The organism is Bradyrhizobium sp. B120, from assembly GCF_049075665.1.
GTDB lineage: Bacteria > Pseudomonadota > Alphaproteobacteria > Rhizobiales > Xanthobacteraceae > Bradyrhizobium.
This window is the reverse complement of record NZ_CP185242.1, coordinates 5,992,754-6,006,349: the sequence shown is the minus strand read 5'-3', so window position 1 is coordinate 6,006,349 and position 13,596 is coordinate 5,992,754. Positions and strand designations below refer to the sequence as shown.

Annotated in this window: 12 protein-coding genes; 7 read left to right on the top strand and 5 right to left on the bottom strand. The window is 64.2% G+C overall.

Translation table 11 applies throughout. The annotated features are described in order from the left end of the window. Positions 1–151: 151 nt before the first annotated feature. Positions 152–1,648, top strand: coding sequence for a M81 family metallopeptidase (locus ACOIX3_RS27980; RefSeq protein ID WP_420965227.1), 1,497 nt, complete (start codon positions 152–154; stop codon positions 1,646–1,648). Further along, on the top strand, positions 1,645–2,655 hold the full coding sequence (locus ACOIX3_RS27975) for a glutathione S-transferase N-terminal domain-containing protein (RefSeq protein WP_420965226.1): 1,011 nt from the start codon (positions 1,645–1,647) through the stop codon (positions 2,653–2,655). The genes ACOIX3_RS27980 and ACOIX3_RS27975 overlap by 4 nt, the downstream gene beginning before the upstream one ends. Before the next feature lie 39 nt (positions 2,656–2,694). Here ACOIX3_RS27975 and ACOIX3_RS27970 read toward each other — a convergent pair whose 3' ends face one another. From ACOIX3_RS27970 to ACOIX3_RS27950, 5 genes are all read right to left on the bottom strand, one after another. Continuing rightward, positions 2,695–3,324, bottom strand: a complete 630-nt coding sequence (locus tag ACOIX3_RS27970; RefSeq protein WP_420965225.1) for a 2-hydroxychromene-2-carboxylate isomerase — start codon at positions 3,322–3,324, stop codon at positions 2,695–2,697. 513 nt (positions 3,325–3,837) lie between these two features. Then, positions 3,838–5,760, bottom strand: coding sequence for a flavin-containing monooxygenase (locus ACOIX3_RS27965; protein WP_420965224.1), 1,923 nt, complete (start codon positions 5,758–5,760; stop codon positions 3,838–3,840). A gap of 9 nt (positions 5,761–5,769) precedes the next feature. Next, a complete protein-coding gene (locus ACOIX3_RS27960) occupies positions 5,770–6,543 on the bottom strand; it encodes an SDR family NAD(P)-dependent oxidoreductase (protein WP_420965223.1) in 774 nt (257 codons plus the stop codon). Further along, on the bottom strand, positions 6,540–7,184 hold the full coding sequence (locus ACOIX3_RS27955; RefSeq protein WP_420965222.1) for a TetR/AcrR family transcriptional regulator: 645 nt from the start codon (positions 7,182–7,184) through the stop codon (positions 6,540–6,542). Before ACOIX3_RS27955 ends, ACOIX3_RS27960 begins: the two co-directional genes overlap by 4 nt. Beyond that, positions 7,181–8,677 (bottom strand): AMP-binding protein, encoded by a 1,497-nt coding sequence (locus ACOIX3_RS27950; RefSeq protein WP_420965221.1) that lies wholly within the window; start codon positions 8,675–8,677, stop codon positions 7,181–7,183. Before ACOIX3_RS27950 ends, ACOIX3_RS27955 begins: the two co-directional genes overlap by 4 nt. A 168-nt stretch (positions 8,678–8,845) precedes the next feature. Here ACOIX3_RS27950 and ACOIX3_RS27945 point away from each other — a divergent pair, with 168 nt between their 5' ends. The 5 genes from ACOIX3_RS27945 to ACOIX3_RS27925 all read left to right on the top strand — a co-directional run bounded on the left by ACOIX3_RS27945 (position 8,846) and on the right by ACOIX3_RS27925 (position 13,592). After that, positions 8,846–10,105 (top strand): ABC transporter substrate-binding protein, encoded by a 1,260-nt coding sequence (locus ACOIX3_RS27945; RefSeq protein WP_420965220.1) that lies wholly within the window; start codon positions 8,846–8,848, stop codon positions 10,103–10,105. Between the two features lie 94 nt (positions 10,106–10,199). Further along, positions 10,200–11,102 (top strand): branched-chain amino acid ABC transporter permease, encoded by a 903-nt coding sequence (locus ACOIX3_RS27940; protein ID WP_092125855.1) that lies wholly within the window; start codon positions 10,200–10,202, stop codon positions 11,100–11,102. Next, positions 11,099–12,118 (top strand): branched-chain amino acid ABC transporter permease, encoded by a 1,020-nt coding sequence (locus tag ACOIX3_RS27935; RefSeq protein ID WP_420965219.1) that lies wholly within the window; start codon positions 11,099–11,101, stop codon positions 12,116–12,118. The genes ACOIX3_RS27940 and ACOIX3_RS27935 overlap by 4 nt, the downstream gene beginning before the upstream one ends. A 2-nt stretch (positions 12,119–12,120) precedes the next feature. Next, complete coding sequence (locus ACOIX3_RS27930) at positions 12,121–12,879, top strand: ABC transporter ATP-binding protein (RefSeq protein WP_420965218.1); 759 nt, start codon at positions 12,121–12,123, stop codon at positions 12,877–12,879. Then, positions 12,876–13,592 carry an ABC transporter ATP-binding protein gene (locus ACOIX3_RS27925; protein WP_420965217.1) on the top strand — a complete coding sequence of 239 codons (717 nt, stop codon included), beginning with the start codon at positions 12,876–12,878 and terminating at the stop codon, positions 13,590–13,592. The genes ACOIX3_RS27930 and ACOIX3_RS27925 overlap by 4 nt, the downstream gene beginning before the upstream one ends. Positions 13,593–13,596: the final 4 nt, after the last annotated feature.

Here is a 13,596-nt window from a genome sequence, read left to right as displayed (position 1 = left end):
CGATCGTTGGCGTGGACCATAGCAGAATCGGAACCGCGGCAAGCCGCGCCGCGTCTGCTTATTTGCAGGTCTAGCGGGCAAAAACCGAATGCGGCATTGGCGCCCCGCGCCTTCGATGTCAGGATACGAAAAAACAGCCGAGGCGCACACAATGAGCGAACGCAAGATTCGTATTGCCGTCCTGCATTTCTCCCACGAAACCGTCTCGTTCCTGCCGAACGAGACGACACTCGACGACTTCATCTATCCGGGCTCGCCGGCCAAAGGTGAAGCGCTGCTGCAGTTCGATCCCAAGAACTATATGGGCGGCTTCGTGCGGGTCGCGCGCGAGTTCTCCGAGGTCGAACTGGTCGGCATCGAATCCCCGCTCTGGCCGAAGACCTACACCGGATCGGGCTGGATCACCCAGGAGGCCTATCGCACCTTTACCGGCAAGATGATTGCCGGGCTCAAGGAGGAGGGGCCGTTCGACGGGGTCTATCTGTGCCTGCACGGTGCGATGGCCGTGCGCGACGTGCCGCGGCCGGAGGCCGATCTGGCGCGGCAGGTCCGCGAGGTGGTCGGCCGCTCCGCCTTCATCGCCGCGACCTTCGATCCTCACGGCAATGAGGACGAGGCGTTCCTCGAGCAGGCCGACATGGCGTTCGCGGTCAAATATTTCCCGCACTATGACGCGCATCTGCAGGGCGAACGGGCGGCGCGCATGCTGGTGCGAGCGATCCGCGGCGACTACAAGCCAACCCACAAGACCATCAAGGTTCCGGTGATCTCGCCCACTGTGCTGCAATGGACCGGCGCGCGTCCGTGGATGGATCTCGTGCAGCGCGCGCTGGTGTGGGAGGCTCGCGAGGTCGACGTCTACGTCAACATCTTCTTCGGTTTCCCGTTCGCCGATGTTCCCGACGTCGGCATGACCGTGCAGGTCCTGACCAACGACAACCCAAAGCTCGCCGAGCAGGTCGCGCGCGATCTCGCCGGCACGATCTGGCGGCTGCGCGAAGCGCTGCTGCAATCGACCCGGCTGCACAGCATTGCCGAGGGCGTCGCGTTGGCAAAGCAGGCCGTCGCCGATGGCAACACGCCCGTGGTGCTGGCCGATCACAGCGACCGCTCGGGATCAGCGACCTGGTTGCTGCGCGAGATCATCGCGCAGGACCTCGCCAACACTGTCATCGCGACCATTGCCGATGCCAGGGCGACCGCAAGCCTGAAGGCGGCGGGTGCCAAGGCTGGCGATGCCTTCGACATGGAGATCGGCGGCCGCGCCGACGAGTCGGCGGGCGACCCGGTTCGCATTCAGGGCACGATCTCGGCGGCAGCGGAAGGGTACGGGCAGTTCTGGGTCTGCGTGCGCTTCGGCCGCAACAATGTGCTGATCCTCTCCACCTATCTGGTGCAGATCATGGAGCCGTTCTCGCTGAAGGCGCTGGTGCCTGACGTCGGTGGATTCGAGGTCATGGCGATCAAGTCGCGGGTGCACTTTCGGCGCGGCTTCGACGACAACGGCTTTGCCAAGACGATCCTGCTGGTCGAGCCGGACGAGCCTTTCCTTGGCACGACGCAGCTGGACAAGCTGCCCTACAAGAACATCGATCTTGCGCAGTTCTATCCGTACGGCAATCCGGCGTTTTCGGAGGGGGCGTCATGACGGAAGGCCGCTACCGCCTGATCGGTTCGACCGCATCGCCCTATGCGATCAAGCTGCGCGCGCTGATGCGCTACCGACGGATCCCGCACGACTGGGTCATCATGACCAAGGCGTTGCGCGCGGCGACCGCGCATCTGAAGCCGATGCTGATCCCGGTACTGCAATATCCCGACGGCAGCTATCGCGGCGAGACCACGGCGCTCGCCTACGATCTGGAGGTGCGTCACCGGGGGCGGTCGGTGATCCCGGAGGATAAGGCCACAGCCTTCGTCTGCGATCTGCTCGAGGACCTCGCCGACGAATGGGCGGTGAAGCCGCTGTTTCTGTATCGCTGGTGGGACGAGGAAGATCAGGCTTATGTCTCGCGCTGGGCGGGCGAGGAGTGGTCCACATCGGAAGCCACGGCGGGCAGCCGCGAGGAGATCGTGGAATTCCGGCAGCGGCAGATTTCGCGCATGGTCATTCTCGGCGCCACCGAAGAGAACCGTCCGCTGCTGGAGGAGAGCTATCGGCGGACGCTCGCCGCATTCGAGCCGCATGTCGGCATGACGAATTATCTGTTTGGCAGCCGGCCATCGCTGGCGGATTTCGCCTGGTTCGGCCAGCTCAGCGAGATGGCGACCGACCCGACCCCGATGCGGATCATGCGCGAGCGCGCGCCGTTCACCGATCACTGGGTGCGGCGGCTCGATGATGCGTCCGGTGTCGAGGGCACCTGGCATCCACGCGAGCAGGCGCTTGGCGGGTTCGCCGAGGCGCTACTGCGGATCGCGGGCGAGCTCTATCTGCCGTTCCTTGCCGCCAATGCCGATGCATTGGCGAAAGGCCTCGAACGGCTCGAGATCAATGTCTGGGGACTGCCTTATGCGCTGGCGCCGTTCAGATATCAGGTCAAGTGCCTGCAGCAGTTGCGCGAGAAGTTCGCCGCGCTGGATGCAGGCGATCGCGCGGCGTTGAAGCCGGTGCTGGAACGCACCGGATGTTGGGCGATCCTGAATGGGGGCTGATCGATCATGGACGGTAACCAGGTTCAAAACGGCGCGAGCTTAGGTCCGGTGCCTGCTCCCGAGTGCGGCGGCGACCGATTCCGGATGCCTGATCCGCTCGACCAGCATGTCGATGCGATCGCCGCCCCAGAACAATTCGCCGTTGAACACCATGCTGGGCACGCCGAACACGCCGAGCGCTTCGGCCTCGTCGATGATGCGATCGTGTTCCGCGCGGGCAGGCCCACGAACGTAGGCCTCGAACGCCTCAGTGGAACCGCCGATCGCGGCGATTACGCCGGTGATCTCAGACAGCTCGTCGATCTCCAGCTCGTGGTTCCAAAATCTCTGGAACACCGTGTCATGGTAAGGCCGGAACAGCCCATGGCGCTGCGCGAACAACATCCCGGCGCTCGAATAGAACGCGTCGTAGATCCGGCGCGGGCCCTTCATGGTCAGTCCCTGCGCGTTGGCGAACCGCCGCGCGTCCATGTAGGAGTAGCGGACCTTGCGCCAGAAATGCGGCGTGCGCGCCTCGACCGTGCCCATGAACTCGGGAATGCGAAGCGTGTAGGGCAGCCATTCCAGCTCGACGCCAAGGGTCTCCTCGAGCTCGAACAACCGCTTATTGGCGATATAGGCGTAGGGCGACTTGTAGTCGGTGTAGATCCTGACCTTCGGCTTTTCCATCATCGCTCCTGAACCTGTCGCGACAATTGTTCCCGATCCCGCGCGGTGACGCAATGCGGTGCGACGACGGAGAGATGGCGCGCAAACGCGCGCAAACGAATGGGCCCCGGTGCATTCAAGCATCGCGGGGCCCTGCTACTTCGTTTTAGCGAAGGATCTCTGGTGTAGACCAGTGGTGTTTCGGGACCTAAAAGCGCTTGGCCTTTGCGCTCTCGTCCTGCGGATATGTTCAGATTGTCGGCAGTGCACGCGGCTAGCAGCTGCTGTTCGCCTCAACGTGCACCGAGACCTTGCCGAGCAAGGTCGCTGGCTTTCGCCGGTGGCGTCATGCTCCTCTCCAAGGGTGGGCCGACGGACCTCTGTCCGCTTCTCTGCCTGGCGGCCGATTCCAAAATCGTCCGTCAATTCCTGCGACGCGGGGAGCAGGCGCTCCCGCACCCCAACAGGTGGCAGTCGGCGAAATGCTGCGGCAGATATCGCCTGCTGTCAAGTTAACGAGCGGGGTATTTCAGGTCAGCTTTCCTGTCGCGCCTTGGTCTTACGATACTGGGTGAAGTCCGGATCGTGCGTCATTTTCCAATAGTCGACGAACCGCCACGGCATTGCCGAGAACACACGCCCGCTTCTGTTGCGGTAGTAGGTCGTCATGCCCGGATGCGTCCAGATCAATTGCTCATGCTCGGCATCGACGTTGCGGATGTATTCGTCATGCGCGTTGCGATGCACGTCGATTGCAGCGATATCGTTCTCGATCATCTCGACGAGGCAGGCAGAGATGTAGCGGCTCTGGCATTCCGACTGGAAGATCACGCTGCCGCCATGCGCGGGTCCCGAGTTGGGGCCGAGCATCAGAAACAGGTTGGGGAAGTCAGGCACGGTGAGACCGAGATACGCGGTCGGATTGTCGTGGTGCCACGCCTGCTTGAGGTTCTTGCCGTCGCGGCCGGTGATGTTGAGACGTGCCGCCATCTCGGAGACCTTGAAGCCGGTCGAGATCACGACGACGTCGTGCGGCCGCGATGTGCCGTCGGCCGTGACGATTCCGTCCGCAGCGAAATGGTCGATCCTGTCGGTGACCAGCTCGGCATTCGGCCTGGTCAGCGTCTTGAACCAGTTGTTGTCGAGCAGGATGCGCTTGCCGTAAGGCGGATAGGTCGGCATGCACTTCTCGATCAGGTCAGGGCGGTCCTTCAGCTCGGAGAGGATGAAGTCGGCCAGTTCCTGGCGATGCCGGTCGTTGCCCTTGTTGACGGCGCGCTCCGGATGCGGCCAGGCCGGATCCTTGCGGAGGAACGGCAACAATCCGTCGCCGTAACGCCAGAACATGTTGAAGCGGTACCACTGCACATAAAACGGCAGATGCGCCAGCAGCCGCTGCGCACCTTCGGTGATCGGGTCGGAATAGCCCTTCACCGGTCGCGCCCACTGCGCGGTGCGCTGGTAGACGGTGACCGAGGCGACGCGGTCGGCGATCGACGGCACAAGCTGCATCGCGGTCGCCCCGGTGCCGATCACGGCGACGTGCTTGCCGTCGAGCTTGATGTCGTCGGACCACAGCGCCGAGTGAACCTTTTGGCCCGTGAAATCCTCGTCGCCGTTGAAGCGGGCAGGCGAGGGATCGTTGAGTTGCCCGATAGCGCTGACCAGCGCGGTGGACTCGAAGGTCTCTTCACCGTTCGCGGTCTTCAGCGTCGAGATCCAGCGGCGCTTGCCTTCGTCCCAGCGCGAGGCGACGAGTTCGGTCGAGAGGCGGACATGCTCGCGGATGCCGTATTCGCGCACGACCTTGAGCAGGTAGTCCAGCAGTTCCTGGCGCTGCGCGAAATAGCGGGTCCACGGATTGCGGGCGCCGAACGAGAACGAATAGGAGTGGTTCGGCGTATCGACGCCGCAGCCGGGATAACGATTGACGTACCAGGTGCCGCCGATCTCGTCCTGCTTCTCGACGATGGTGTAGGGAATGCCGAGCCGCCCGAGCGCAACCCCGAGCGCGATCGCGCAGACCCCGGCGCCGACGATCAGCACATGCTGCTGCGCCAGTCGTTCGTCGGAAGGTCGTTCGCGCCATCTGGCATCGCGGGGAACGAATCCCATTTCCTCGCGCATCAACGGCGCATATTCCGGCGTAACGTTCTCGCCGAGCGTCGCGCGCATCATCCGCAGCATCAGCTCATCGCCGGGATCAGTGATGACGGGCTTCGGCGTACCGTTGGCGAACAGGTTCAGCACGGCCGCGCGGATCTCGTCCTGGATCTCCTTCGGCACGCCGGCGTCCGGATCGGGGATCAGGCGGACGTCGCGCTTCGGCTGGTACGGCGGTTCGAGCCACTTCTCGTTGCCGGTCATGTGCACCAGCACCATCAGCAGCACGCGGATGTCTCCCTCGGCGATGGCGGAGGAAAGATCGAGGTGTTTGCACGAAAGCTCGATATTCATGCGTTGTCCTCAGCTCGCCGCTGCGTCGGGCAGACCGCCATAGGCGGCCCAGGTGGTGCCCACGATGTAGCCGGCATCGACCGGCAGGTTGATGCCGGTCACGCCGCTGCTCTGCGGCGAGAGCAGCCAGGCGATCGCCTGCGCCACTTCCATCGGCTCGACCAGCCGGTTCATCGCAGTCGGGCGGGCCAGCAGATCCTTGTTCAGGGCACCCGACGCGATGCCGGCCTCGAGCGCCACCGTGCGGGTGAAGCCGGGCGACACCGCGTTGACGCGGACGCCGGAACGGCCCCATTCGGCGGCCAGCGTCTGCGTGATCTGGATGACGCCCGCCTTCGCCGCGGTGTAGGCGTGGATCGGACCCGACGTCATGCCTGCCACCGAGGCGACGTTGACGATCGCGCCGTGACGTCGCTTGGCCATTCCGATGCCGACGCTGCGCGCGACCAGGAAAGTGCCGCGCAGGTCGATATTGACCTCGCGGTCCCATTGCTCCATCCGCACCCGGTCGATCGTGTGCATCTTGCCGAACACGCCGGCCGCGTTGACGAGGCCGGCGATCGGGCCGTGCGCCCGCTCAATGTCGGCGACGCCGGCAACGACGGCGCTTTCGCTCGCGACGTCGAACGGCGCCGGCCAGAGAATGGCGGCTGTTCCGACCAGCGGCTCGGGCGCGATATCGACGATGACGACGCCGTGTCCTTGATCCGCAAGCAGCGTTGCGGTCGCCGCGCCAATGCCGCGGCTGCCGCCGGTGACGAGGATGATGCCGTCGGCACTCATGACTTTCTTCCCTTATCGCTCGTGGTGAACAGGCCGCGCGTGACCAGCTTCTGGTAGGCCGTGATGACGTAGTCGGGCACCGCGGTGACGCCTTGCTCGGAGTAGGAATAGCGGCGGCTGAGATAGCCGCGCGCACCCATCAAGACCTGAACGATGGCCTCGAACTCCTCGTCGCTGAAGGTGTTGGTGGCGCCCGCGGCCCGCGCGCGCTGCAGGATCCGGACATAGGCGTTCGAAATATTGTCGAAATGCTTCTGGTAGCCGATCGGCGCGAAGAACTCGGCCTCGTTGAGGATGCGGAGAAACTCTGGGACCTCGCGGATGAAGTCGAAGAAGGCGCTGAAGCGCTCGACCTCCTGCCGGGCTTCGTTGGCAGTGCCGGTACGCGCATGAATGAAGCGGACCATGTCGAGGCCGATCTTCGGCAGCAGCTGGTCGAGCAGCTCCTGGCGGTTCTCGAAGTGATTGTAGAAGGTGCCTTGCGCGACGCCGGCAGCTTCCGTGATCCGCGCAACCGAGGCTTCGGCGTAGCCGTATTTGCCGACGACCTTGGTCGCGGCATCGAAAATCTTCTGCTTGGTCCAGGCGTTGCGCTCGACCCGGTTGAGTTTTGTCACTTTGGCGGATGTCGCTTGCGTCATGCGGTGGCCTCGAGTTCAGCGCGGAGCACGCGTTTGAGCACCTTGCCGGACGGATTGCGCGGCAGGCTGTCGCGGATGATCAACTGCCGCGGCACCTTGAAGCCGGCGAGCCGCGCACGGCAGAATTCGGTGAGGTGGGGCAGGTCGAGCCTTGCGTCGTCGGCCAGCACCACGATGGCGACCGGCTTCTCGCCCCAGCGGTCGTCCGGCAGGCCGATCACGGCGACCTCGCGTACCCCGGGGATTTCGTAGATGACGCGCTCGACCTCGGAGGAGGCGATGTTCTCGCCGCCGGAGATGATCATGTCCTTCTTGCGATCGGTCAGATAGAGGAAGCCGTCCTCGTCGAGATAGCCGACGTCGCCGGTGCGGAACCAGTCGCCGAAGAAGGCGGATGCCGTCTTCTCGGGATCCTTCCAGTAGCCCTGCGTGACTTTCGGACCGCGCAGGCAGATCTCGCCATTCTGGCCGGCGGGCAGTCGCTTGCCGGCATCGTCGCGGATCTCGATCTCGACATGGGCGATGGCGCGGCCGGTCGAGCCGATCTTCTCGATCTCGCGGCCGGCGTCCATGAAGGTATCGCCGCCGCAGCTCTCAGTGAGGCCGTAGGCATCGATGTAGCGCGCATTCTTGAAATAGTCAGAGAAGGCGCGGATGCGGACTTCCGGCGTCTTCTCGCCGCCGCCGATCGCCCATTGCAGGCTGGAGACATCGTAACGCTCGCGGTTCGGGCAGGTGAGGAGGGCCGTGGTCATGACCGGCGCAAACCATGCCGCGTTGAGCTTCTCGCGCTCGATGGCGGCCAGCGCCGGCTCCACCTCGAAGGTGCGGTGAATGCACAGCATGCCGCCGTGCCAGAGCACCGCGATGCCGGGCAGGTCGAGCGCGCCGACATGATAGAGCGGACCGACGACGAGCAGCCGCGTGTCGGCGTTGAGTCCAAGCACCAGCGTCTGGTCGGCGGATTTCCAGTAGATGTTCTCGTAGGTGAGCATCACCCCCTTGGGGCGATCCGTCGTCCCCGAGGTGTACATCAACCGCATCAGGTCGCGCGGCTGGCGCACATGGATCGGCGCCGGCGCGATGTCGGGCGCAAGGCTGGTGACGCTGGACTGGGCGACTTCACCCAGCAGCACGACCTGCACGCCGCCGGTTGCGATCGCGGCAAATTCCTCGTCGGCGACCAGCAGGCGCGCGCCGGAATTGCCGACGATGTAGCCGACCTCATCGGCTGACAGGCGATAATTGATCGGCAGGAACACCGCACCGATATGGCTGGTCGCAAACACCAGTTCGAGAAAGGCCGTGCTGTTCTTCATCAGGAGGGCGACGACGTCGCCCGGCGCGACCCCGCGTGTCGTGAGCCAGCTGCCGACCTGCCGGATCCGCAGGTCGAAATCTGCATAGGAGACGTCTTCGCCGCGATATTTCAGCGCACAGCGCTCCGGAGTCCGCCTGGCATGAAATGCGATGAAGCTGGAAAGATTGATCATTTGCCGTCCGTCGGGCCGATTCCGGCGCCGTTTTCTCCCTGGATGAATTATGAGTCGTAATTCATCTTTGGCTTGACGTCACCCCCCTTGCTCTGAAAACATCGTGGCCATGGAGACGAAACGATCTCCGACAGGGATTTGGGAACGCGAACCCGACAGGGAGGGAATATGACGAGGACCCGGAAACCGGGCATCAGCCGGCGTTCGACGCTTGCGCTGATGGGCGCCGGTGCGGTGAGCTTTGCTGCGCCATGGGTGGCGCGCGCACAGGCCAAGACCATCAAGATCGGCATGCCGACCATTCTGTCGGGTCGCGTCGCGCAACTCGGCACGTCCTCGCGCAATGCGGTGATGCTGGAAGTCGAGAAGGTCAATGCCGCGGGCGGTCTTGCCGGGCGGCAGATCGAGATGGTGATCCGCGATTCCAAGGGACAGCCGCAGGAAGCCGCGCGGATCGCGCGCGAGCTCGTCAACACCGACGGCTGCGAGATGCTGCTCGATGGCGAGGCATCGTCGGGATCGTTCGCGGTTCACGAGGTGGCGCGCGATCTCGGCGTGCTCTGCATCCACACCTGCTCGGAAGCGTCGTCGCTGACGGCCGATCCCAAGCAGCACATCTCGAACGCCTTCCGTTGCGTCCGGCAGGGCATTCATGACTCGATCGTCGGCGCCGGCTACGCAGCCGGGATCGCCAAGTCCAAGGGGCTGAAGAAGTGGGCGACCTGCTCGCCGGACTATGCCTATGGCCGCGATACCACCGGCGAATTCGTGCTGTACCTGAAGAAATTCGCGCCCGATGTCGAGATCATCAGCGAGTCCTGGCCAAAGCTGTTCCAGCCCGATTACACCGAGGTGGTGACCAAGATCCTGCAGGCCAAGCCGCAGGCGCTCTATTCCTGCCTGTGGGGTGGCGATCTCACCTCCTACATCGACCAGGCCAACATCTACGCGATGTTCAACCAGATGGAGGTGTTCGCGGTCAACATGGCCGACTACACCGCGCTCACGGTGGTGAAGAACCTGCCCAAGGGCATTCACTCTGGCGACCGCTACATCAAGACGTTCCCGCCGACGCCGGAGAATGCGGCCTGGGGCGATGCCTACAAGGCGAAGTACAACGAGTACCCGACCAACTGGTCCTGGCAGAACGCGACGGCCGTCATGTTCCTCAACGAGGCCGTCAAGAAGGCGAACTCGACCGACGGCAAGAAGGTCGCGGAGGCCCTCACCGGGCTCACCATCAAATGCCCGTTCGGTGCCGACGGCACCGTCACCATGCGCGCCGACGACCACACGCTGGTCGGCTACGCGATCGGCTGGGGCACCACGATCCCGCAGGAGCCCTACGTGCCCGACGTGAAGGCCGGGGACTGGAAGACCATCTTCGAGCTCGAGGCCGAGTGGAAGAAGAGCAAGGGTTACACCTGATCCGCATGCGAAGCGGAGGCAGCCTGCTGTCTCCGCCTAGCATCTGATGTTTGTCGCGCGCCGGCGTTGCGGCCCGCCGTAATGGATGATTCTCGTGGACCTCGACGCGCTCGCCAGTTGCCTCACCAGTCCTGCATGCCTGGTGACTCAGACCACCAGCGGCCTGATCATCGGCATGCTGCTGTTTCTTGTCGCCGTGGGGCTGACCCTGATCTTCGGCGTGCTCAAGGTGGTCAATTTCAGCCACGGCGCCTTCTATATGTTCGGCGCCTATTTCGCGATGACGGCCTACCAGCTCACCGGCAGCTTTGCGCTGGCGATCCTGAGCGGTGCTGTCGGCACCGCGCTCCTCGGCCTGATCTTCGAGCGCGCCTTCATGAGCCGCGTCTACGGCCGCGACGTGCTGATGCAGCTTCTGGTGTGCTACGCCTTCGTGCTGATCTTCGACGATGTCGTCCGCATGATCTGGGGGCCTGAATTCAGGTCGATGGGTATGCCGGCAGCGTTCCAGGTGCCGCCGCTGTTCATCGCCGGCGGCGTGGTGCCGCCATACTATCTTTTGCTGATCGGGGTAGCGCTGGTGGCCGCGGTGGTTCTTGGGCTGGGGCTGGCGCGCTCCAGGATCGGCAAGGTCATCCGTGCGGCTGCGCACAATCCCGGGATGGTGTCGGCGCTCGGCATCAACACCGGGCTGATCTATGGCGGCGTGTTTGCGCTCGGCGGCATGCTGGCGGGACTGGCGGGCGCGCTTGCCGCGCCGGTGCGCTCGCTGACGCCGGGCATGGGTTTCTCGGTGCTGATCGAGTCCTTCATCGTCACCGTGATCGGCGGCATGGGTTCGATCCTGGGGGCGCTGATCGGTGCGCTCCTGATCGGGCTGATCCGCTCGTTCGGATCGCTCGGCTTCCCGCTGTTCACCGAGGGGCTGATGTATCTCTTCATGGTGATCGTACTGGTGTCGCGTCCGACCGGCCTGTTCGGCAAGGAGGTCGCATGACCGAGTTGCAGGCAGGCCAAGGTGCGCGGCCGCTCGAAGTGCCCCGGATCGACGCCAGGCCGCAGCGCTATCGCGACCTGCTGATCGCACTCGCGGCCTTTGTGCTGCTCGCGCTGCTGCCGATGGTGTTCGGCAGCAAGCAGCTGCTCGACTTCGTGATCCGCTGCGCAGCCTACGGATTGTTCGCGACCTCGCTCAACCTTCTGGTCGGCTACACCGGACTGATCTCGTTCGGGCACGGCATGTTCTTCGGCCTCGGCGCCTATGGTTTCGGCCTCATGATGCAGAAGACCGGCGTGCCGATCCCGGTGGCTTTTGCCGCCACGCTGGCGATGACCTTCGTCGTCGCCGTGGTGATCGGCGCGATCTGCGTGCGGCTGAAGGAGATCTATTTTGCCTTCGTCACGCTGGCGTTCCAGATGCTGATCCACTCCACTATCCTGTCGTGGCAATCGCTGACCGGCGGCGACCAGGGCCTTCGCGGCGGCATTCCGCGGCCGCCGTTCCTCGGCATCGACCTTTCGAACCATCTCCACCTCTACATCACGAGCTGCGCGCTGCTGGTGATCGGGCTGCTGCTGATGCGCCAGATCGCGCAGTCGCCGTTCGGCTACACGCTGCGCATGATCCGCGACAACGCCACGCGGGCGAGCTTCATCGGCATCGACGTCTGGCGCGCGAAGCTGACAATCTTTGTGCTGGCGGCGCTGTTCGCGGCGACCGGCGGCATCATCATGGCGCTGTTCGTCTCCGGCGCCTATCCCGAATTCGCCTACTGGACGATCTCGGGCGAGGGCATCTTCATCAACATGCTGGGTGGCGTGACCACCTTCCTTGGGCCGATGGTCGGAACGGTGCTGTTGCTGATCCTCAACGACACCGTGACTCGCCTGACGGAGTATCACGGCATCGTGCTCGGCATCGTGATCCTGTTCTTTGCCATCGGCCTGCGAAAAGGCCTCATGGACTTCGTCGTCGAATGGTACGGCCATCGACGTGGTGAAGGGCGCGGTTAGCCATGCTGGAAATTCTCGCCCTCTCGAAATCCTTTGGCGGCGTCAAGGCGACCGACAACGTCTCGCTCGACTTTGCCGACGGTTCGCTCACCGCCGTGATCGGTCCCAACGGCGCCGGCAAGAGCACCTTCTTCAACCTGATCACAGGCGCGCTGCGGCCGGACGCCGGGCAGATCCTGCTCAATGGCGTCGACATGGCGGGCAAGACGCCGCCAGAGATCGTGCGCCATGGCATCGGCCGCGCCTTCCAGGTCGCAAGCATCTTCCCGTCGCTGACGGTCGAGGAGACGATGCTGGCAGCGGTCTGTGCCGATCAGCGCCGCGCCGGCGTGATGCATCGCCGCTTTCCATTGGCCGAGACGCGCGACCGCGCTGAGCACGCGATGGAGCTGCTCGGCCTTGCCGGCAAGCGCAACAGGACCGCGGCGACGCTGTCGCATGGCGACCAGAAGCTGCTCGATATCGCGCTCGCGCTGGTGCTCGATCCCAAGGTGCTGCTGCTGGACGAGCCGACCGCCGGCATGGGCACCGAGGAACGCTGGCGCATGATCGACAAGGTGCGCGAGCTCTGGGAGAAGCAGAAGATCACGGTCGTGTTCATCGAGCACGACATGGATATCGTGTTCAAGATCGCGCCTCAGATCGTCGTGCTGTGTTACGGCCGGATCCTGGCGACCGGGACGCCGGACGCGATCCGTAGCAATGAAGCCGTCATCGAGGCCTATCTCGGTAGCGACGACCACGCGGGAGCGGTGGCATGAGCGCGCAGCCGGTGGTGCAGGTCGAGGATCTCGACGTCTACTACGGCACCAGCCAGATCCTGTTCGGCGTCGGCCTCTCGGTGCGGAAGGGCGAGACCATGGCGCTGCTCGGCCGCAATGGGGCCGGAAAGTCGACCACCATGAAGGCGATCATGGGGCTTGCGCCGGCACGCCGCGGCAAGGTGACCTTGCGCGGCAATGTGGTCTCCGGGATGAGGCCGCATCACATCGCGCGGGCCGGGCTCGGCTTCGTGCCGGAGGACCGCCAGATCTTTCCCGAGCATACAGTCGAGGACAATCTCGTCATCGGCCAGAAGAAGGGGCCCGACGGTGAGGACGAGTGGTCGATCCGGCGCGTCTATGACGTGTTCCCGCTGCTGGAGCCGCTGCGGCACCGGATCGCGGGCAGGCTCTCCGGCGGCGAGCAGCAGATGCTGGCGATCGCCCGCACGCTGATGGGCAACCCGGTGCTGCTGCTGCTGGACGAGCCGAGCGAGGGACTGGCGCCGATCATCGTGCAGCGAATCGGCGAGCTGCTGCGGCAGCTCCGCGGCACCGGTGCCACAGTATTGATCGCAGAGCAGAACATGCATTTTTGCCTTGGCCTTGCGAGCCACGCGACGGTTATCGACAAGGGACAGATCGTCTACACATCCTCCATCGAAGAGCTGAAGGCCAACGACAACATCCGGCAGCGTTACCTGGCGCTGTAGGGCT

Bases quoted from the DNA above. Each gene is read 5' to 3' on its own strand.
- ACOIX3_RS27930 (WP_420965218.1), top strand. From the start codon at position 12,121: ATGCTGGAAATTCTCGCCCTCTCGAAATCCTTTGGCGGCGTCAAGGCG.
- ACOIX3_RS27935 (WP_420965219.1), top strand. From the start codon at position 11,099: ATGACCGAGTTGCAGGCAGGCCAAGGTGCGCGGCCGCTCGAAGTGCCC.
- ACOIX3_RS27965 (WP_420965224.1), bottom strand. From the start codon at position 5,760: ATGAATATCGAGCTTTCGTGCAAACACCTCGATCTTTCCTCCGCCATC.
- ACOIX3_RS27960 (WP_420965223.1), bottom strand. From the start codon at position 6,543: ATGAGTGCCGACGGCATCATCCTCGTCACCGGCGGCAGCCGCGGCATT.
- ACOIX3_RS27945 (WP_420965220.1), top strand. From the start codon at position 8,846: ATGACGAGGACCCGGAAACCGGGCATCAGCCGGCGTTCGACGCTTGCG.
- ACOIX3_RS27975 (WP_420965226.1), top strand. From the start codon at position 1,645: ATGACGGAAGGCCGCTACCGCCTGATCGGTTCGACCGCATCGCCCTAT.
- ACOIX3_RS27970 (WP_420965225.1), bottom strand. From the start codon at position 3,324: ATGGAAAAGCCGAAGGTCAGGATCTACACCGACTACAAGTCGCCCTAC.
- ACOIX3_RS27925 (WP_420965217.1), top strand. From the start codon at position 12,876: ATGAGCGCGCAGCCGGTGGTGCAGGTCGAGGATCTCGACGTCTACTAC.
- ACOIX3_RS27955 (WP_420965222.1), bottom strand. From the start codon at position 7,184: ATGACGCAAGCGACATCCGCCAAAGTGACAAAACTCAACCGGGTCGAG.
- ACOIX3_RS27950 (WP_420965221.1), bottom strand. From the start codon at position 8,677: ATGATCAATCTTTCCAGCTTCATCGCATTTCATGCCAGGCGGACTCCG.
- ACOIX3_RS27980 (WP_420965227.1), top strand. From the start codon at position 152: ATGAGCGAACGCAAGATTCGTATTGCCGTCCTGCATTTCTCCCACGAA.